The following is a 19,741-nucleotide window of genomic DNA, read 5'->3' as shown; positions in this document are numbered from 1 at the left end:
TTAAAACTCGGGAGTTAAGATATGCCTAAGTACCGTTCAGCAACAACCACTCATGGCCGTAATATGGCTGGTGCGCGAGCATTATGGCGCGCGACAGGTATGACCGATGATGATTTTGGTAAGCCAATTATTGCCGTTGTAAACTCATTTACTCAGTTTGTTCCGGGTCATGTGCATTTACGTGATTTAGGTAAACTCGTCGCAGAACAAATTGAACTAGCAGGCGGCGTAGCGAAAGAGTTTAACACTATTGCTGTGGATGATGGGATTGCGATGGGGCATGGCGGTATGCTGTATTCCTTACCTTCCCGAGAGCTAATTGCTGATTCTGTGGAATATATGGTGAATGCGCACTGTGCAGATGCCATGGTCTGTATCTCCAACTGTGACAAGATTACCCCAGGTATGTTAATGGCGTCCTTGCGCCTGAACATTCCCGTGATCTTTGTTTCCGGTGGGCCAATGGAAGCAGGAAAAACCAAGCTTTCAGATCAAATCATCAAGCTTGACCTTGTGGATGCGATGATCCAAGGTGCAAATCCAAATGTCAGTGATGAAGATAGTGAAAAAATTGAACGTTCAGCATGTCCAACATGTGGGTCATGCTCAGGGATGTTCACTGCGAATTCAATGAACTGTTTAACCGAGGCATTAGGTCTTTCTCAGCCAGGAAATGGTTCATTACTTGCGACTCACGCTGACCGTAAAACGTTATTTATCAATGCAGGTAAGCGAATTGTTGAGCTGACTAAACGTTATTATGAACAAAATGATGAAAGCGCATTACCACGTAATATCGCGACGAAAGCTGCATTTGAAAATGCGATGATATTAGATATCGCGATGGGTGGCTCCACAAATACCGTTCTGCATTTACTGGCAGCAGCACAAGAAGCGGAAGTGGATTTCACCATGGATGATATCGACCGCTTATCTCGCCAAGTCCCTCACTTATGTAAAGTTGCGCCAAGTACCCAAAAATATCATATGGAAGATGTACACCGTGCTGGTGGTGTGATTGGTATTCTTGGGGAGTTGAGCCGTGCAGGTTTGTTGAAGGAAGATGTGAAGAATATTTTAGGGCTGACGTTCCAAGAAACATTGGCTCAGTATGATGTGATGTTAACAAAAGATGAAGCCGTTAAATCTATGTTCTCAGCAGGCCCGGCTGGCATTCGTACCACTCAAGCATTTTCTCAGAATTGCCGTTGGCCATCGTTAGATACTGACCGTGAAAATGGCTGTATTCGTAACCTTGAGCATGCTTATAGCCTAGATGGTGGTTTGGCGGTACTTGCTGGAAATATCGCCGAAGATGGTTGCATCGTGAAAACGGCAGGGGTTGATGAAGGTAGCTTAACTTTCCGAGGGCCTGCGAAAGTGTTTGAAAGCCAAGATGATGCGGTAGAGGCTATCTTAGGTGGAAAAGTTGTCGCTGGTGATGTTGTTGTCATCCGTTATGAGGGCCCTAAAGGTGGGCCAGGTATGCAGGAAATGTTGTACCCAACTTCCTATCTGAAATCGATGGGATTAGGCAAGGATTGTGCACTGATCACTGATGGACGTTTCTCTGGAGGAAGTTCAGGTTTATCAATCGGGCATATCTCCCCTGAAGCGGCAAGTGGTGGATTACTGGCGCTGGTACAAGACGGGGATATTATCGATATCAATATTCCAAAACGTACTATGTCCCTAGATGTTGATGGCAGTGAGTTGGCAAAACGTCGTGAAGCGGAGTTAGCGCGTGGAGAGAAAGCTTATACTCCGCGTAATCGTCAGCGTGAGGTTTCTTTCGCTTTACGTGCTTATGCTTCTTTGGCGACGAGTGCGGATAAAGGCGCTGTACGCGATAAGTCTAAATTAGGAGGCTAATTGTGGCAGCCGCAAAACCATTACCTGAGGCACCGACAGGTGCCGACTATCTCAAGGCAGCACTTAGTGCGCCAGTTTATGAAGCGGCACAAGTGACGCCGCTTCAAGAAATGAGCAAGCTCTCTTCTCGTCTGGGTAATACGATTTTAGTCAAACGTGAAGATAGGCAGCCAGTTCATAGTTTTAAATTACGTGGCGCTTACGCCATGATTGCGGGCTTGACCGAAGAGCAAAAAGCCAAAGGTGTTGTCACTGCATCTGCCGGGAATCATGCGCAGGGCGTAGCGTTATCGGCTAATCGCGTCGGTATTAAAGCCAAAATTGTTATGCCAGTGGCAACTGCAGATATCAAAGTAGATGCTGTTCGTAGTTTTGGTGGAGAGGCCATTTTATACGGCGCAAATTTTGATGAAGCCAAAGCGCACGCAATTGAGATGGCAAAACGTGAAGGATATACCTTTGTGCCGCCGTTTGATCATCCGTCTGTGATAGCTGGTCAAGCGACTATTGCACTAGAACTTCTTCAACAGGATGCACACCTCGACCGTATTTTTGTGCCTGTTGGGGGCGGTGGATTGATTGCTGGTGTCGCTGTATTAATCAAGCAGTTGATGCCTGAAATTAAGATTATCGGTGTAGAAGCTGAAGATGCAGCTTGCCTAAAAGCCGCATTAGAAGCTGGTCATCCGGTTGATCTCCCTCGTGTTGGTTTATTTGCGGAAGGCGTTGCCGTGAAACGCATTGGCGACGAAACCTTTCGACTATGTCAGCAGTATGTCGATGATGTGATCACTGTTGATAGTGATGCAATTTGTGCGGCCCTGAAGGACATTTTTGAAGATGTGAGAGCGATTGCAGAGCCGTCGGGGGCATTAGCGCTGGCAGGACTGAAAAAATATGCTCAGCAACATAACATTAAAGGTGAAAGGCTGGCGCATATTCTGTCAGGCGCAAACATGAACTTCCATGGTTTACGTTATGTATCCGAGCGTTGCGAATTAGGTGAACAACGAGAAGCGCTGCTTGCGGTGACTATTCCTGAACAGAAAGGTAGTTTTTTGCGATTCTGCCAATTGCTTGGTAACCGCTCAATCACTGAGTTTAACTATCGTTATACAGATGCTGACCCAGAGCGTGCCTGCATCTTTGTGGGGGTTCGGTTAAATGGTGGTGAGCAAGAGCGTCATGACATCATTCAAGGGCTGCAGAATAATGGCTATGAAGTGGCTGATTTATCGGATGATGAAATGGCGAAGCTGCATGTGCGCTATATGATTGGTGGGCGACCATCGAAGCCATTGGATGAAAAACTGTATAGCTTTGAATTTCCTGAATCTCCGGGGGCGCTATTGAAGTTCCTAGAAACACTAGGAACTCACTGGAATATTACGCTATTTCATTATCGTAGTCACGGAACAGACTATGGGCGAGTGCTGGCGGCCTTTGAGCTTTCTGGTCCAGAAGTACGCTTTGATCGCCACCTTGATGCGCTAGGGTATGAATATCATGATGAGACAGGGAATCCATCCTTCCGTTTCTTTTTAGCGCCTCAAGATAGCAGAAAAACATTAGATTGAGTGTTCTGGGAGCAATTCCCAGAATGCTTTAATTAATGGTTCACTCAGGCGTTTGCTGAGAAGGCAAACGCCAAGTTCAAACGGTTCAACCATCGAAATATTATCGAGTTGAGATACACGGCTACGAACAGGCTCGGGACTATTATCGACGACGACACTCGGTATCAATGCGATACCGCAACCCAATGCCACCATTGATACAATCGCTTCATGACCCGAAACAGTCGCATAAATTACTGGGTTATGGATTCGATGACGCTTAAACCATAATTCAATACGTTTACGAGAAGGCCCATGCTCAGGAAGGATGAAAGGCACAGTAGACCAGTCAGGCTCCTCTTCAGTCACCATACTCCGTACTGCACAAGGCAGCGATGGGGCAATAAGTACAAGGGGAATTTCCCCAATTTTGGCGAATCGCACATTATCTGGCAATTTTTCAGGTTTACCTGCGATGCCTAAATCTGCCTCTTTGGTTTCGACTTTTTCAACGGCGTCTGCGGCATCGCCCGTGGTGAGCTTTATTTCAACGAGCGGGTGCAAAGCACGAAATTTATCAAGTACTTGAGGTAAATGACTATAAGCGGCGGTGACTGAGCAAAATAGGCGTAATTCACCGCTTAATGATGGACTTTGCTGGTTGAGGGCATGTTTTAGTTGCTGATATTGCAGCAGCGTTTGCTGGGCAAATTGTTTGAGATGCTCACCCGCTTGGGTTAGTTTCACTGAGCGGTTATCACGGATGAATAGAGGATGACCTAATTGGTCTTCTAAACGCTGAATTTGTCTGGATAGTGTGGACGGGCTGACATGCATGGCTTTTGACGTGCGACCAAAGTGGCAGCTTTCTGCTAAGTGTAAAAACAGTTGTAGATCACGAATATCCATTTTGCCCTCTGATGATGCCTTGATTATCGTTGCAAATATTGCAACATTATATTGTTAATATATCAATTTAAGCAATGCTCATCATCGCATATAGTAAATCCATAACTGCTCAATAATGAGCAACAGGTAACGAGGTTGCCTGATAATACGAACACAACAGAACACTGACCGAATAATGGAGTAAGACCATGACGAATTATTTTAATACATTGAATTTACGTGAGCAGTTAGCGCAATTAGGCAAGTGTCGTTTCATGAGACGCGAAGAATTTGCGGATGAAGCTAGCTATCTAAAAGGTAAAAAAATCGTCATCGTCGGTTGTGGTGCTCAAGGTCTAAACCAAGGTTTGAACATGCGCGATTCTGGCTTAGATATCGCTTATGCGCTGCGTCCAGAAGCAATCAACGAGAAACGTGCATCCTGGCGTAAAGCGACAGAAAACGGTTTCAAAGTTGGGACTTATGAAGAACTGATCCCTGAAGCAGATTTAGTTGTTAACTTAACGCCAGACAAACAACACTCTACCGTTGTTCGTGCGGTTCAGCCAATGATGAAGCAAGGTGCTGCCTTGGGTTATTCCCACGGTTTTAACATCGTTGAAGTCGGCGAAGAAATTCGTAAAGACATCACTGTTGTAATGGTTGCACCAAAATGCCCAGGTACCGAAGTTCGTGAAGAATATAAGCGTGGTTTCGGCGTTCCGACACTGATTGCTGTTCACCCTGAAAATGATCCGAAAGGTGAGGGTATGGCAATTGCAAAAGCATGGGCAGCAGCCACCGGCGGCCATCGTGCCGGTGTTCTGGAGTCTTCTTTCGTTGCTGAAGTTAAGTCTGACTTAATGGGCGAACAAACTATTCTGTGCGGTATGTTGCAGGCGGGTGCGTTACTGAGCTATGACAAAATGGTTGCTGATGGCGTAGAGCCGGGCTATGCAGGGAAATTAATTCAGTTTGGTTGGGAAACAATCACTGAAGCATTGAAGCAGGGCGGGATCACGTTGATGATGGACCGCTTGTCTAACCCAGCGAAAATCCGTGCTTATGCATTATCAGAACAACTGAAAACTATTTTAGCGCCACTGTTCCAAAAACATATGGATGACATTATTTCTGGTGAGTTTTCATCAACAATGATGGCTGACTGGGCGAACAATGATAAAAACCTGCTGACATGGCGTGAAGAGACTGGTAAATCGTCTTTTGAAAACTACCCTGAATTTGCGGGTAAAATCGCAGAACAAGAGTATTTCGACCACGGCGTTCTGTTAGTTGCGATGGTTAAAGCGGGTGTTGAGTTAGCGTTCGATACAATGTTAGAAGCTGGTATCTTAGAAGAGTCAGCATACTATGAATCGCTGCATGAGCTGCCACTGATTGCTAACACAATTGCACGTAAGCGTTTATATGAAATGAACGTTGTTATCTCTGATACTGCGGAATATGGTAACTATCTGTTCTCATTCGCAGCAGTTCCAATGCTGAAAGAGTTTATGACGAAGTTACAAGCGGGTGATTTAGCAAAACCAGTTGCAGACAATGGGACAGATAACGCGCAATTACGTGATATCAACGAAGCTATTCGTAATCATCCTATCGAGAAGATCGGTAAGACGTTACGGGGTTATATGACGGATATGAAGAAGATTTCTAGCGCACAATAATTTTTTGTCACTCTTTGCGTGATAGGCGCGTTGGCTTCACAAAGCTACCCTAGTCACATACTTTTGTATGCTCCTAGGGATAGTTTTGTTTGCCGCCTTCCTCTAACGCGAATAGTTTAGAAAAATGTATGGCTGTCACAGAAAATAGAAAATAGAAAATAGAAAGCAAACAAAACCACATCGCTCTGATGAATGATGTGGTTTTTTGTTTTTTATAAATAGGCAGGATCGTTGCTCAAGAGTTGGTTGGGTTTCTGCTACAATCTGTAGCGAATTCCTTTTTGAATAACTAAGTGATACAGAGAAACCATGCGATTAAATCCTAGCCAGCAACAGGCAGTTGAATATGTAGATGGTCCGTGCCTTGTTTTGGCAGGGGCAGGCTCGGGTAAAACACGGGTTATTACCAATAAAATTGCACATCTGATCCGCCATTGTGGTTATCAGCCTCGGCAGATTGCGGCGGTGACGTTTACCAATAAAGCCGCGCGTGAGATGAAAGAGCGTGTGGGGCAGACATTAGGTAAAAAAGAGGCACGAGGATTAATTATTTCCACATTCCATACCTTGGGATTGGAAATTATCAAACGTGAATATAAAGCGTTAGGGATCAAAGCCAATTTTTCTTTGTTTGATGACCAAGACCAAATGGCATTACTCAAAGAACTCACGTTTGATCTGCTTGAGGAAGATAAAGATCTTCTTCAACAGCTGATCTCTGCGATCTCAAATTGGAAAAACGATCTTATTTCTCCACAGCAAGTAGTTGGGCAGGCGAGAACTGAAAAAGAGCACCATTTTGCTGAGTGCTATCGTCGCTATGAGTTGCATTTAAAAAGCTGTAATGTCTTGGATTTTGATGACTTAATCAGTAAACCAACATTGCTGCTTTATCATAATGAAGAAGTCCGTGAGCGTTGGCAGCAAAAAATTCGTTATTTGCTGGTGGATGAATACCAAGATACCAACACCAGCCAGTATCAGTTAGTGAAATTACTCGTGGGTAGCCGCACCCGCTTTACCGTCGTTGGTGATGATGACCAGTCTATTTACTCTTGGCGTGGCGCAAGACCGCAAAACTTAGTGTTACTTAGCCAAGATTTTCCAAAACTGAATGTGATTAAACTGGAGCAAAATTACCGCTCATCAGGCCGTATTTTGAAAGCGGCCAACATTTTGATCGCCAATAACCCTCATGTCTTCGAGAAAAAATTATTTTCTGAATTGGGTTATGGAGCGCCATTAAAGGTGCTGACAGCCAATAATGAAGACCATGAAGCGGAACGCGTGATTGGTGAATTAATTGCCCACCACTTTATTAATAAAACTCAATATAAAGACTATGCGATTTTGTATCGGGGCAATCATCAGTCGCGTATTTTTGAAAAAATGCTGATGCAAAACCGCATTCCTTACCGAATTTCGGGGGGGACATCGTTTTTTTCACGTCCTGAAATTAAAGATCTTTTAGCTTATTTGAGGGTGCTGACTAACCCTGAAGATGACAGCGCTTTTTTACGCATTGTAAATACGCCACGCCGAGAAATTGGTCCTAAAACTATCCAAAAATTGGGAGAATGGGCGAATCAACGAGGTAAAAGCTTATATCAAGCTAGCTTTGATTTAGGTCTGGAACAGACTTTAACAGGGAAAGGTTTGGAAGCGTTGCAGCGTTTCACTCATTGGATGGAAGGGATAGTTCGGATTTCGGAGCGTGAACCGTTGATAGCGGTACGGGATCTTTTACGGGAGATGGATTACGAAAGCTGGTTGTACGAAACCTCTGCCAGTACCAAAGCTGCCGAAATGCGAATGAAAAACGTCAATCAATTGTTTACATGGATGAGTGAAATGATTGAAGGGGATGAGTTGAATGATCCAATGACGCTCAATCAGATTGTCACTCGCTTTACGTTGCGCGATATGATGGAGCGTGGGGAAGATGATGAAGATTCAGATCAGGTTCAGTTAATGACATTGCACGCGTCTAAAGGTCTTGAATTCCCTTATGTTTTCTTGGTGGGAATGGAAGAGGGATTATTGCCTCATCAAAGTAGTATCGATGAAAATAATATTGATGAAGAGCGACGGCTGGCTTACGTGGGTATTACGCGAGCGCAGCGAGAGTTATTCTTTACTCATAGCCGCGAGCGTCGTCAATACGGTGAACTGATCCGCCCTGAACTGAGCCGATTTTTGATGGAATTACCGCAAGATGATTTGGTGTGGGAGCAGCAACGAAAAGTGGTTACCGCCGAAGAGCGAATGCAAAAAGGGCAGTCCGCTTTAGCAGATATCAAGGCGCGTTTAGGGTTAAATAAAAAAAACGATCAGTAGCGAAAGAGTTTAAGAGAGAGTTCCCACTATGAGGTGGGAACCTATTATGACCAATTTAGAACAATATCAATTGGAGCTATTACGCTCTTCTAAGGCCAATTGCCAATTCACATACCCTTGCCACTGAACTTCTTGCTGTAAATTTTCAGCTCGTAAAGGATGTTCCTCAAGCCAGCGGTATGGCAGTGCAATGATTAAATTTTGTCCATCTGCATTGAGGCGTAATGCTGGCAATGTATCGTCACGTCTACGGCTGGCAAAAATAATGGCTAGGCGCAATAAACGGCATAATGCGTAAGTTTGCTGAACGGGTAATGCATTTTGTTGGCTCAGCGAAGCGAGGTCGATTTGACCTTGCTGGTTCTTGAGAAGAACTGCGAGAAAGCGTTTTTGCGCTGGCGTGAAGCCCGGTAAATCAAGGTGAGTGATTAAATAACTTGCGTGCTCTGGGCCTTTGCGAAAATCAACACTCAGCCCCATTTCATGTAATGCACAAGCGCTGGACAATAAATCACGGCAACGGCTATCTAATTCCCACTCCTTGGCAACTTGCAGGTAGAAATGTTCAGCAAGCTGACGCACGCGGCTAGCCTGTTCAATATCTACAAGGAAGCGACGCTGAATATTGCGTAGGGTACGTGCACGAATATCTTGCTCAATGGGAAGTTCAAGCATGCCATATACTAAGCCTTCACGAAGAGCACCGCCGGCTAATGTCATATTCTCGATATTCAGTGCTTTGAAAATCGCGATCAGAATCGATAAGCCACTCGGAAAAACGAGGGCACGTTCAAATGTGAGGCCCTCAATCTCAAGCTCTTCTAATTTATGACACTGGATAGCTTTGTGTTTCAGTTGCTGTAATTTACTCAGGGTGATGAGTTCGTCCATCCCTTGAGCAATCATGATTTCCTGAATTGCCTGTACAGTGCCTGATGCGCCAACACAAATTTTCCACCCGTGATTTTTAAGGGCGTCTGCGATAGGCGCAATGACGTGTTGAGCTGCCGCTTCGGCTTGAGCAAAGTTTTCTTCTGTTAGCGTTCTGTCGCTAAAGTAGCGTTCAAGCCAAGTCACACAGCCCATTTCGAGGCTATAAAGTAGCTGAGCTTTAGCGCCTGTACCGGTGACAAGTTCGGTGCTACCGCCCCCGATATCGACGACTAAGCGTTGCTCTGGACCGCCTGTTGTATGGGCGACTCCTTGATAAATCAAGCGAGCTTCTTCTTCTCCTTGGATCACTTTCACGGGGTTTCCAAGGATTAGGCTGGCTTTCTCAATAAAAACATCGGCATTTTTGGCAAGGCGCAATGTCGCGGTTGCCACAACTCGAATTTGCGAGTTAGGAATATCTTGCAGATGTTCTGAGAAAAGACGCAGGCATTGCCAGCCTCGCTCCATGGCTTGCTCAGATAAAATATTATCTTTATCTAAACCTGCAGCCAGACGAACTTTTCGTTTAACCCGAGAAATAATCTGAATGCTACCTGCTGTTTCGCGAACAACCAGCATATGAAAGCTGTTGGAACCCAAGTCAATAGCGGCATACAGAGAAGAAGATTTCAGCATAGGGTAATTACTCAGCCTGCACGTTTATGGTTATTACGTGGGCCATTATGGCGACGCGGCGCATTCGAATTGCGGCGTGGACCACTTGGACGCGGACGATGACGGCGTTTTGGTGCCGGCAGGTCGCTCAGCAGTGCATCACTGTTATATTTACTGACAGGGATGGAGTGCTGAATATACTCTTCGATTGCAGGTAAGTTTAATGCGTATTCTTCACACGCTAAGCTGATAGAATTTCCGCTTTCACCCGCACGGCCTGTACGTCCAATACGGTGTACATAGTCTTCGCAATCGTCAGGTAAATCATAGTTAAATACATGAGTTACAGATGGAATATGTAATCCGCGAGCGGCAACGTCAGTCGCCACTAAGATATCAATTTGGCCTTGAGTGAACTGTTCTAAAATGCGCAGACGTTTTTTCTGTGCAACATCGCCAGTCAATAACCCGACACGGTGACCATCGGCAGCAAGGTGAGCCCATATATCATCACAACGATGTTTCGTATTGGCGAAAATAATGCAGCGCTCAGGCCATTCTTCTTCGAGTAGCGTTTGGAGCAGGCGCATTTTTTCTTCGTTGGATGGATAAAATAACTCTTCTTTAATACGATGACCGGTTTTTTGTAGTGGTTCAACTTCCACATATTCCGGGCTGTTCATTTGTTCGAATGCTAATTCTCGAACGCGGTAAGAGAGCGTCGCGGAGAACAGCAAGTTGAGTCTGTCTGCTGCGCCAGGCATACGGCGGAATAGCCAACGAATATCTTTAATAAAACCGAGGTCATACATACGGTCAGCTTCATCCAAAACAATAACTTGGATAGCCGCTAAATCAACGTGACCTTGTTTTGCATAATCAATAAGGCGACCAGTTGTTCCAATAAGGATATCAACGCCGTCTTGTAATACACGTAATTGCTCGTCATAGCCATCACCGCCATAGGCTAGACCCATTTTCAAACCAGTGTACTCAGCCAGCTCTTTAGCATCGGAATATATCTGTACGGCTAATTCGCGAGTAGGTGCCATGATCAGCGCGCGTGGCTGATTGGTTTTTTTCCCCTCAATTGCCGGGTGAGTTAAGAGAAAATGAAATGTAGACGTTAGGAATGCTAACGTTTTACCTGTACCTGTTTGTGCTTGCCCCGCAACATCTTTGCCTTCGACAGTATAAGGCAGGGTAGACGCCTGAATAGGCGTGCAAAAGTTGAAGCCTTTTTTATTCAGCGCTTCAATGACTTTTGGGTGCAATGCGAAGTCGGAAAACTTCTTTTCTGTCAAGTGTGCTTTACTCATAGTATGTTAGAATATCAGTTATCGGTTGGTTTACGAAAGCGTATCTTTTGAAATAAAGCATACTGCTGCCAATTAATGTTACACTATGTCTGTAAAAATGATCCTTTGGAGTACAACATGAGCGACAAAATTAAACATATTACTGATGCAAGTTTTGAGTCAGACGTTCTAAATGCAAGTTCACCTGTTTTAGTCGACTTCTGGGCTGCATGGTGTGGACCTTGTAAAATGATCGCGCCAATTCTTGATGAAGTTGCTGAAGAATATACAGGCAAAGTGACTATCGCAAAACTGAATATTGATGATAATCCAGCGACTGCCCCAAAATTTGGTATTCGCGGTATCCCTACATTGTTATTATTCAAAAATGGCAGCGTAGCTGCAACTAAAGTTGGTGCTTTATCTAAAACTCAACTGAAAGAATTTTTAGACGAAAATCTGTAAGTTATAGCTTTATATAAGCCAAAACGTTTAGCGGCACATTTATTTTATATAGAGAGTCGCTAGACGTCCCCATTTAAGCATGATAAGTTATCCGCATTCCTCATAGAGTACCCATAAGAATTACCTTGTTTTCCTTTGCTCTTTTCTGAAACGTCTAGCTTGCAGTTCTGTTCAATGCCAATTTTAGTTACTGACTATATAATCTAAAGTTGATAATTCATGGTTGTATCACTGTGGCTTAAGTCTTGAGTAAAATAAATGGGCTGTATTAGGGATAAGATGTTGTCTTAAAATGTATAAAAAACTATTGCTAATATTGATTACGTTTCTAATAATATGCGGTATGTCATCTTGATGATTACAACGCTTTCGTTAGTCACAACACCTTCACAGCAATATTAGTTGTAGCTAGCACAAATTTTAATGCATTGTTGTTGGTTATGAGTCCATATCTGTCAACAGGGCACTATAAAGTTAAACTGGCGCTTCATAGGTTCACTATACTAAATAGGTTCACTATAAAAGTTGCCTCCAATTTACGTTCATAGTTCGAGAAATACCCCGAGTTAAAGAACCCACCATTATGAATCTTACCGAATTAAAAAATACGCCAGTATCAGAACTGATTACGTTAGGCGAAAACATGGGGCTAGAGAACTTAGCCCGTATGAGAAAGCAGGATATTATTTTCTCAATTTTGAAGCAGCATGCTAAAAGTGGAGAAGATATTTTCGGCGATGGCGTACTGGAAATATTGCAGGATGGATTTGGTTTCCTCCGTTCAGGAGACAGTTCTTACCTCGCAGGCCCTGATGATATCTATGTTTCACCTAGCCAAATTCGCCGCTTTAACCTACGCACCGGCGACACCATTTCAGGGAAAATTCGTCCACCGAAAGAAGGTGAACGTTATTTTGCACTATTGAAAGTTAACGAAGTTAACTTTGACAAACCTGAAAACGCCCGCAGCAAAATCCTTTTTGAAAACTTAACCCCATTACATGCCAATAATCGTCTGCGCATGGAACGTGGTAACGGTTCTACTGAAGATTTAACTGCGCGTGTATTGGATTTGGCCGCACCTATTGGTCGTGGACAACGTGGTCTGATTGTTGCACCACCGAAAGCGGGTAAAACCATGTTACTGCAAAATATTGCAGCTAACATTGCCCATAACTACCCTGACTGTGTATTGATGGTTCTACTGATCGATGAGCGTCCAGAAGAAGTTACTGAGATGCAACGCTTAGTGAAAGGTGAAGTTATCGCTTCAACGTTTGATGAGCCAGCTGCGCGTCACGTTCAAGTTGCTGAAATGGTTATCGAGAAAGCGAAACGTCTAGTTGAGCATAAAAAAGACGTTATCATTTTACTGGATTCTATTACTCGTCTTGCTCGTGCATACAACACCGTCGTGCCTTCTTCAGGCAAAGTATTGACTGGTGGTGTGGACGCAAACGCATTACATCGTCCAAAACGTTTCTTCGGTGCTGCTCGTAACGTCGAAGAAGGTGGTAGTTTGACTATCATCGCGACCGCGTTGGTTGATACCGGTTCGAAAATGGATGAAGTGATTTACGAAGAATTTAAAGGAACAGGTAACATGGAATTACACCTGTCCCGTAAAATTGCTGAAAAACGTGTTTTCCCTGCGATTGATTACAACCGCTCTGGTACACGTAAAGAAGAGCTGCTCACCTCTCAAGATGAACTGCAAAAAATGTGGATCCTGCGTAAGATTATTCACCCAATGGGCGAAATCGATGCAATGGAATTCCTCATCAGCAAATTAGCAATGACTAAGACTAACGAAGAGTTCTTTGATTTTATGAAAAGAGCATAGTCTCGTTAGGATTATGAGTATAGAAATAGGCGCTCTAATTAGAGCGCCTATTTTTTTATCAATGAACTGTGAGTATTCACCAAATAATAGTCTTTATTATTTATGAACATGAGCATGAATTACTTTCTTGATGAGTAAAATGAAATAATCAACGGATGCTAGCTTATTCCTTATAAGATGGTATTTTCTACATTAATTTTTATACTTAGATTTATCCAATGACTGATATTTACTTATTTATATGAAAAGCGATGGTAATGGTCGGTTAATATGTTGGAGATTGTTTTTATGGCATGCATCTTGCAGGGTTAAGGGATAAAATCGTTAAGGTGAGTTTGTAACGCAAAACTATATATGTCGTATTGGTATTTTCGGCATGTTTTGTGCATATCAAAACGAGAGAAATCCGTTTTAGAATACTATGTTTTGTTCGAATACTATGTGGTGGCAGTAATTTATCACAGCAACCAAAAGTTTTAGTTTTTAAAAGTTGGATAGAAATATAAGAGAGTAGAACAGTGGATAGCACACACTTTGTAAGTAATCTCTTCTATGTTTTTTTGTTTACCTTAGCCTTTATTTTTGTCGCGCGTATCGTGGCTAAAAAAATTGGCTTGGTTGATAAACCGAATTTCAGGAAGAAACACGTAGGATTGGTTCCTCTCGTTGGAGGGATCTCTGTTTTCTTTGGCGTTTGCTTCGCGTTTATGATCACGGAAGAATATATTCCCCATAAGTGGCTATATATTGCTTGTGCGGGGCTCTTAGTGTTCGTTGGTGCTCTGGATGATAGGTTTGATATCAGTGTGAAGTTACGCGCTGGGGTCCAAGCTATTGTCGCTGTTGTCATGATGACAGCGGGTGGTCTGTCATTAGAGTCTCTAGGCCATGCATTTGGTCCTTGGGAGCTGGTACTTGGACCATTTGGTTACATCGTGACACTATTTGCTGTTTGGGCTGCAATCAATGCTTTTAATATGGTCGATGGTATTGATGGCCTGTTAGGCGGTTTGTCCTCGGTTTCCTTTGGAGCCCTTGGTTTCTTACTGTATCAAAATGGTAACTATGCGTTAGCGTTTTGGTGTTTTGCGTTTATAGCAGCTATTCTTCCTTATATCCTCATGAATATGGGCATTTTAGGACGTCGCTTTAAAGTGTTCATGGGTGATGCAGGAAGTACGTTGATTGGCTTTACCATTATTTGGATCCTTGTTGCTTCAACACAAGAAGATGTCCATCCAATAAACCCTGTGACTGCATTATGGATTATTGCTATTCCTCTTATGGATATGGTGGCAATTATGTACCGCCGTATTCGTAAAGGTATGAGTCCATTTTCACCGGATCGTCAGCATATTCATCACTTGATTATGCGCTCAGGTTTTACCCCGAAAGGGGCATTTGTAATCATCACATTGGCTGCGGCAATTCTTGCGTGTATTGGTATTATTGGCGAACGCCTGTCATTCGTTCCTGAATGGGTAATGTTGGCATTATTTTTGCTTGTATTTATGATGTATGGTTACTGCATCAAACGAGCATGGAAAGTCGCCCGTTTTATCAAACGAATTAGACGTCGTGCGCGTAAGAGTGCGGTCCGGTAACGACAAACGAACTATAGAGGTTCTGTGCAGTGAATAACTCAGAAACGCAACCTAATCAACATCAAACCCCGCTTGAAGCGGAGTTAGATATTCGTGATTTATGCCGTTCACTATGGCAGGGTAAAATTTGGATCGTCGCATGTGCAGTGATTTTTGCTGCGATTGCACTGGGAGCGTCCTATTTTATGCAGCCGAAGTGGAGTACTACGGCTATCACGGATTTACCGACTGTAAACAATCTGGGAAGTTATTATTCTCAGCAACAGTTTCTGCGCAACCTTGATTCTCGAATTAATGTAGTGGGGCAAGAAGGCCAACTCCCAACGATTGCTAAAGAAGCTTATGAGGAATTTACCAAACAATTAGGTTCTTATGATACTCGCCGCCAATTTTGGTTAGGTACTGAGTATTATAAGCAACGTTTGGAAAATGACCCGAAAGCAGATGCGGCATTGTTGGATGAGCTGATCAACAATATCGAGTATACGCCAGCCGATGCACTCAAAAACCCAACAGATAGCGTGAAGTTAGTGGCTGAAACAGCAACAGACAGCAATCAACTCTTACGTGAATATATTGAGTTTGCTAATCAGCGTGCAACCACAAATTTGAATGATGAATTGAAAGGGACGTGGGCAACCAAAACCCAATCAATGAAAGCGTTAGTTAAACGTGAAGCGATGGTAGCAACAGCAGCGTATGATCGTCGACTAAATAGCCTTGAACAATCCCTTAAGGTGGCAGAAAAACAAGGTATTTCGCGTAATCAAATTACTGCGCCAGTGAATGAAATTCCTGACTCAAAAATGTTCATGTTAGGCGTTCCATTACTGCAAGCTCAAATTGAGACGTTAAAAGCAACAGGTCCAGATTTTGATGCAGATTATGATCAAAATGTGGCGATGTTATCGACGCTGAATGTTGAGCCTGCTCTTCAAGATAATTTCCATGCGTATCGTTATCTGCGAACGCCTGAAGATCCAATCAAACGCGATAGTCCTCGCAGAGCATTTATTGCCGTTCTGTGGGGGGCAATTGGTATGTTAGTAGGTGCCGGAGTGGTACTGTCTCGCCGTCGCCCATCGTAATGTCATATTCGCCACTGGCGGCAAGGCCGGTGGCGAAATAGCATCATTAAAACTAAAGAAAGCAGTAAACTGCGAAGAAAATATAAGAGAGTCACTGTGAAAGTATTGACTGTATTCGGCACACGGCCTGAAGCCATTAAAATGGCTCCATTGGTTCATGCTCTTGCTGATGATGCAGACTTTGAAGCGAAAGTGTGTGTCACCGCTCAGCACCGTGAAATGCTAGATCAAGTACTGAACTTATTTGAGATCACGCCCGATTATGATCTCAACATTATGAAACCAGGTCAGGATTTAACCGATATTACTTGCCGTATTCTGGAAGGATTAAAGGCAGTATTTGCGGATTTCCAACCGGATGTTGTCCTTGTGCATGGCGATACTGCCACAACAATGGCAACCAGTCTTGCGGCATTCTATCATCGCATTCCTGTTGGACATGTTGAAGCTGGACTGCGCACAGGAAATCTCTACTCACCATGGCCAGAAGAAGGTAACCGTAAAATTGCGGGGCACCTTGCGCAATATCACTTCGCGCCGACAGAAAACTCGCGCCAAAATTTACTCAACGAATCCATTCCTGATAGCCATATTTCAGTGACTGGCAACACCGTCATTGATGCGCTGTTGTGGGTCAAAGAGAAGGTAATGGGTAACCAAAATATGATGGCTGAATTAGCCGGAAATTACCCATTTATCGATCCAAACAAAAAAATGTTGCTTGTGACTGGTCACCGCCGTGAAAGTTTTGGGGGTGGTTTCGAGCGCATTTGTCATGCATTAGCGGATATCGCTCAAACTCACCCTGATGTTCAAGTGGTTTACCCTGTTCACTTAAACCCGAATGTGAGCGAGCCTGTAAAACGTATTCTGCATGGTATTGATAATATTATCTTAATTAGCCCTCAAGAATACCTGCCGTTCGTCTATTTGATGAACCACGCGTATCTGATTTTAACGGATTCAGGCGGTATTCAAGAAGAAGCACCATCTTTAGGCAAACCTGTTTTAGTTATGAGAGATACCACCGAACGCCCTGAAGCTGTTGATGCAGGGACAGTTCGTTTAGTGGGAACAGATACACAAACCATTGTAAATGAAGTTAATCGGTTACTGACAGATGAAGCGGAATATCACGAAATGAGCCGCGCACATAACCCGTATGGTGATGGTCATGCTTGTCAGCGTATTCTTGCAGCATTAAAAAGCAATCAGGTGAAATTATGAGTTTTGAAACTATTTCTGTTATCGGCCTCGGTTATATCGGTTTACCAACAGCGGCAGCCTTCGCATCTCGTAAGAAGCAAGTTGTCGGCGTAGATGTCAACCAGCATGCTGTTGACACTATCAATCAAGGTAAAATCCATATTGTGGAACCTGAGCTGGACGTTGTGGTGAAAAAAGCGGTTGAAGAAGGCCACTTAAAAGCCTTTACCAAGCCACAACCCGCAGACGCATTCCTGATTGCTGTTCCTACACCATTCAAAGGTGAACACGAGCCTGATTTGGTGTACGTGAAAGCAGCAGCTGAGTCTATCGCACCGGTCCTGAAGAAAGGCGATTTAGTGATCCTTGAGTCCACGTCTCCAGTGGGCACGACTGAGCAAATGGCACAGTGGTTAGCAGCAGCTCGCCCTGATTTGACCTTCCCTCACCAAGCTGGTGAAGAAGCGGATATCGACGTAGCATACTGCCCTGAGCGTGTACTGCCGGGCCAAGTGATGGTTGAACTGATCAAAAACGACCGTGTTGTTGGCGGGATGACGCCTAAATCTTCACTGCGTGCTAGCGAACTGTACAACATCTTCTTAGAAGGTGAGTGTGTAATCACTAACTCAAGAACGGCTGAAATGTGTAAGTTAACGGAAAACAGCTTCCGTGACGTTAACATCGCATTTGCCAACGAGTTATCACTGATTTGTGCAGACCAAGATATCAATGTTTGGGAACTGATTAGCCTTGCAAACCGTCACCCACGCGTGAACATTCTGCAACCGGGCCCAGGCGTTGGTGGTCACTGTATCGCAGTTGACCCATGGTTTATCGTGGCACAAAGTCCAAAACAATCTCGTTTGATCCACACTGCGCGTTTAGTGAATGATGGCAAGCCAATCTGGGTTGTTGATCAAGTAAAAGCAGCAGTAGCTGACTGCTTAGTGGAAACTGGCAAGAAAGCGAATGAAATCAAAATCGCATGCTTTGGTTTATCATTTAAACCAAATATCGATGACCTGCGCGAAAGCCCAGCAATGCACATCACCAAGATGGTTGCGAACTGGAACCCAGGTAAAACATTTGCGGTTGAACCACATATTCACGAATTACCAACTGCACTAAAAGGTATTGCTGAGCTGGTTTCGATTGAACAAGCCGTTAGCGAAGCCGATGTTGTGCTGATGTTAGTCGACCATAACCTGTTTAAAGGTATCCAAGGCTCTGCTATCCCACAAAAATGGGTTGTGGATACAAAAGGAGTATGGCGTTGAAACGTATTTTAATTACAGGTGGAGCCGGTTTTATCGGCTCTGCTGTTGTTCGCCATGTGATTGAAAACACTAAAGACCACGCGATTGTGGTCGACTGTTTAACCTATGCAGGTAACTTGGAATCATTAGCAGAAGTCGCCAATAGCGAGCGTTATGCTTTTGAACAAGTGAACATTTGTGACCGCGCTGCATTGGATAAAGTGTTTGCTGAACACAAACCTGATGTCGTGATGCATTTAGCGGCAGAAAGCCACGTTGACCGTTCGATTGATGGCCCAGCTGCATTTATCGAAACTAACATAGTGGGTACTTACACCCTGTTAGAAGCAGCGCGTCATTACTGGTCTGCGCTTGAAGATAGTAAAAAATCGGCTTTCCGCTTCCATCACATTTCAACCGATGAAGTGTATGGTGACTTGGAAGGTCCTGATGGTTTCTTTACGGAAACCACTCCATACGCACCAAGCAGCCCATATTCAGCCTCAAAAGCGTCTAGTGACCATTTAGTGCGTGCGTGGCAGAGAACTTATGGTTTACCGACCATGATCACTAACTGCTCAAATAACTATGGTCCATATCACTTCCCTGAGAAGCTGATCCCATTGATTATTTTGAATGCGATTTCCGGTAAGCCACTGCCAGTGTATGGCAAAGGCGAACAAATTCGCGACTGGCTGTTTGTGGAAGACCATGCGCGTGCGCTGCATTTAGTGGCGACTCAAGCGCAGCCGGGTTCAACCTACAATATTGGTGGTCATAACGAGCGTCGTAATATTCAAGTGGTTGAAACAATTTGTGAATTACTTGAAGAGCTGCACCCGCAGAAACCTCAAGGGGTTACCCATTACCGCGACTTAATCACGTATGTGAAAGACCGTCCGGGTCATGATATGCGCTATGCCATTGACGCCGATAAAATTGAGCGTGAATTAGGCTGGACACCTGAAGAGACGTTTGAATCCGGGATCCGTAAAACGGTGCTGTGGTATTTAAACAATGAAACCTGGTGGCGTCGTGTGCAAGATGGCTCCTATGCCGGCGAACGTCTGGGCTTAGGCAGCTAGGAGGCAA

The 19,741-nt window shown here is 44.1% G+C and carries 14 protein-coding genes; 11 read left to right on the top strand and 3 right to left on the bottom strand.

Annotated elements, in window-relative coordinates:
• The first annotated feature begins 21 nt into the window (after positions 1–21).
• Both ilvD and ilvA read left to right on the top strand, forming a co-directional pair.
• Positions 22–1,872, top strand: a complete 1,851-nt coding sequence (gene ilvD, locus LDO73_RS17005) for a dihydroxy-acid dehydratase (protein WP_224059525.1) — start codon at positions 22–24, stop codon at positions 1,870–1,872.
• A 2-nt stretch (positions 1,873–1,874) separates the two neighbouring features.
• Positions 1,875–3,449, top strand: a complete 1,575-nt coding sequence (gene ilvA / locus LDO73_RS17000; RefSeq protein WP_224059524.1) for a threonine ammonia-lyase, biosynthetic — start codon at positions 1,875–1,877, stop codon at positions 3,447–3,449.
• On the opposite strand, the gene ilvY is transcribed toward ilvA, so the two are convergent.
• Positions 3,441–4,337, bottom strand: coding sequence for an HTH-type transcriptional activator IlvY (gene ilvY, locus LDO73_RS16995; RefSeq protein ID WP_154603095.1), 897 nt, complete (start codon positions 4,335–4,337; stop codon positions 3,441–3,443). The two genes, ilvA and ilvY, sit on opposite strands and share 9 nt — an antisense overlap.
• Before the next feature lie 188 nt (positions 4,338–4,525).
• On the opposite strand from ilvY, the gene ilvC reads away from it, so the two are divergent.
• Positions 4,526–6,001 (top strand): ketol-acid reductoisomerase, encoded by a 1,476-nt coding sequence (gene ilvC / locus LDO73_RS16990; RefSeq protein ID WP_224059523.1) that lies wholly within the window; start codon positions 4,526–4,528, stop codon positions 5,999–6,001.
• 309 nt (positions 6,002–6,310) lie between these two features.
• Positions 6,311–8,338: a DNA helicase Rep gene (gene rep, locus LDO73_RS16985; protein ID WP_224059522.1), complete on the top strand. Its 2,028-nt coding sequence runs from the start codon at positions 6,311–6,313 to the stop codon at positions 8,336–8,338.
• Between the two features lie 66 nt (positions 8,339–8,404).
• Here rep and gppA read toward each other — a convergent pair whose 3' ends face one another.
• Positions 8,405–9,907, bottom strand: coding sequence for a guanosine-5'-triphosphate,3'-diphosphate diphosphatase (gene gppA / locus LDO73_RS16980; protein WP_224059521.1), 1,503 nt, complete (start codon positions 9,905–9,907; stop codon positions 8,405–8,407).
• Between the two features lie 11 nt (positions 9,908–9,918).
• Entirely contained in the window at positions 9,919–11,205 is a 1,287-nt protein-coding gene (gene rhlB, locus LDO73_RS16975; protein ID WP_224059520.1) for an ATP-dependent RNA helicase RhlB, read from the bottom strand.
• Positions 11,206–11,322: 117 nt separating this feature from the next.
• Here rhlB and trxA point away from each other — a divergent pair, with 117 nt between their 5' ends.
• From trxA to rffG, 7 genes are all read left to right on the top strand, one after another.
• On the top strand, positions 11,323–11,649 hold the full coding sequence (gene trxA, locus LDO73_RS16970; protein WP_036948804.1) for a thioredoxin TrxA: 327 nt from the start codon (positions 11,323–11,325) through the stop codon (positions 11,647–11,649).
• Positions 11,650–12,232: 583 nt separating this feature from the next.
• Positions 12,233–13,492 carry a transcription termination factor Rho gene (gene rho, locus LDO73_RS16965; RefSeq protein ID WP_224059519.1) on the top strand — a complete coding sequence of 420 codons (1,260 nt, stop codon included), beginning with the start codon at positions 12,233–12,235 and terminating at the stop codon, positions 13,490–13,492.
• 518 nt (positions 13,493–14,010) lie between these two features.
• Positions 14,011–15,096: a UDP-N-acetylglucosamine--undecaprenyl-phosphate N-acetylglucosaminephosphotransferase gene (gene wecA, locus LDO73_RS16960; protein ID WP_224059518.1), complete on the top strand. Its 1,086-nt coding sequence runs from the start codon at positions 14,011–14,013 to the stop codon at positions 15,094–15,096.
• A 29-nt stretch (positions 15,097–15,125) separates the two neighbouring features.
• Complete coding sequence (wzzE, locus tag LDO73_RS16955) at positions 15,126–16,184, top strand: ECA polysaccharide chain length modulation protein (RefSeq protein WP_224059517.1); 1,059 nt, start codon at positions 15,126–15,128, stop codon at positions 16,182–16,184.
• A 96-nt stretch (positions 16,185–16,280) separates the two neighbouring features.
• The gene (wecB, locus tag LDO73_RS16950; RefSeq protein WP_224059516.1) at positions 16,281–17,411 is read left to right on the top strand and encodes a non-hydrolyzing UDP-N-acetylglucosamine 2-epimerase; all 1,131 of its coding nucleotides are present in this window, start codon (positions 16,281–16,283) and stop codon (positions 17,409–17,411) included.
• Entirely contained in the window at positions 17,408–18,670 is a 1,263-nt protein-coding gene (gene wecC / locus LDO73_RS16945) for a UDP-N-acetyl-D-mannosamine dehydrogenase (RefSeq protein ID WP_224059515.1), read from the top strand. Before wecB ends, wecC begins: the two co-directional genes overlap by 4 nt.
• Positions 18,661–19,734 (top strand): dTDP-glucose 4,6-dehydratase, encoded by a 1,074-nt coding sequence (gene rffG / locus LDO73_RS16940; RefSeq protein ID WP_224059514.1) that lies wholly within the window; start codon positions 18,661–18,663, stop codon positions 19,732–19,734. Before wecC ends, rffG begins: the two co-directional genes overlap by 10 nt.
• Positions 19,735–19,741: the final 7 nt, after the last annotated feature.

It is taken from the genome of Providencia alcalifaciens (assembly GCF_915403165.1).
In the GTDB taxonomy this organism is placed as follows: domain Bacteria; phylum Pseudomonadota; class Gammaproteobacteria; order Enterobacterales; family Enterobacteriaceae; genus Providencia; species Providencia alcalifaciens_C.
This window is presented reverse-complemented; position numbering and strand designations above follow the sequence as displayed.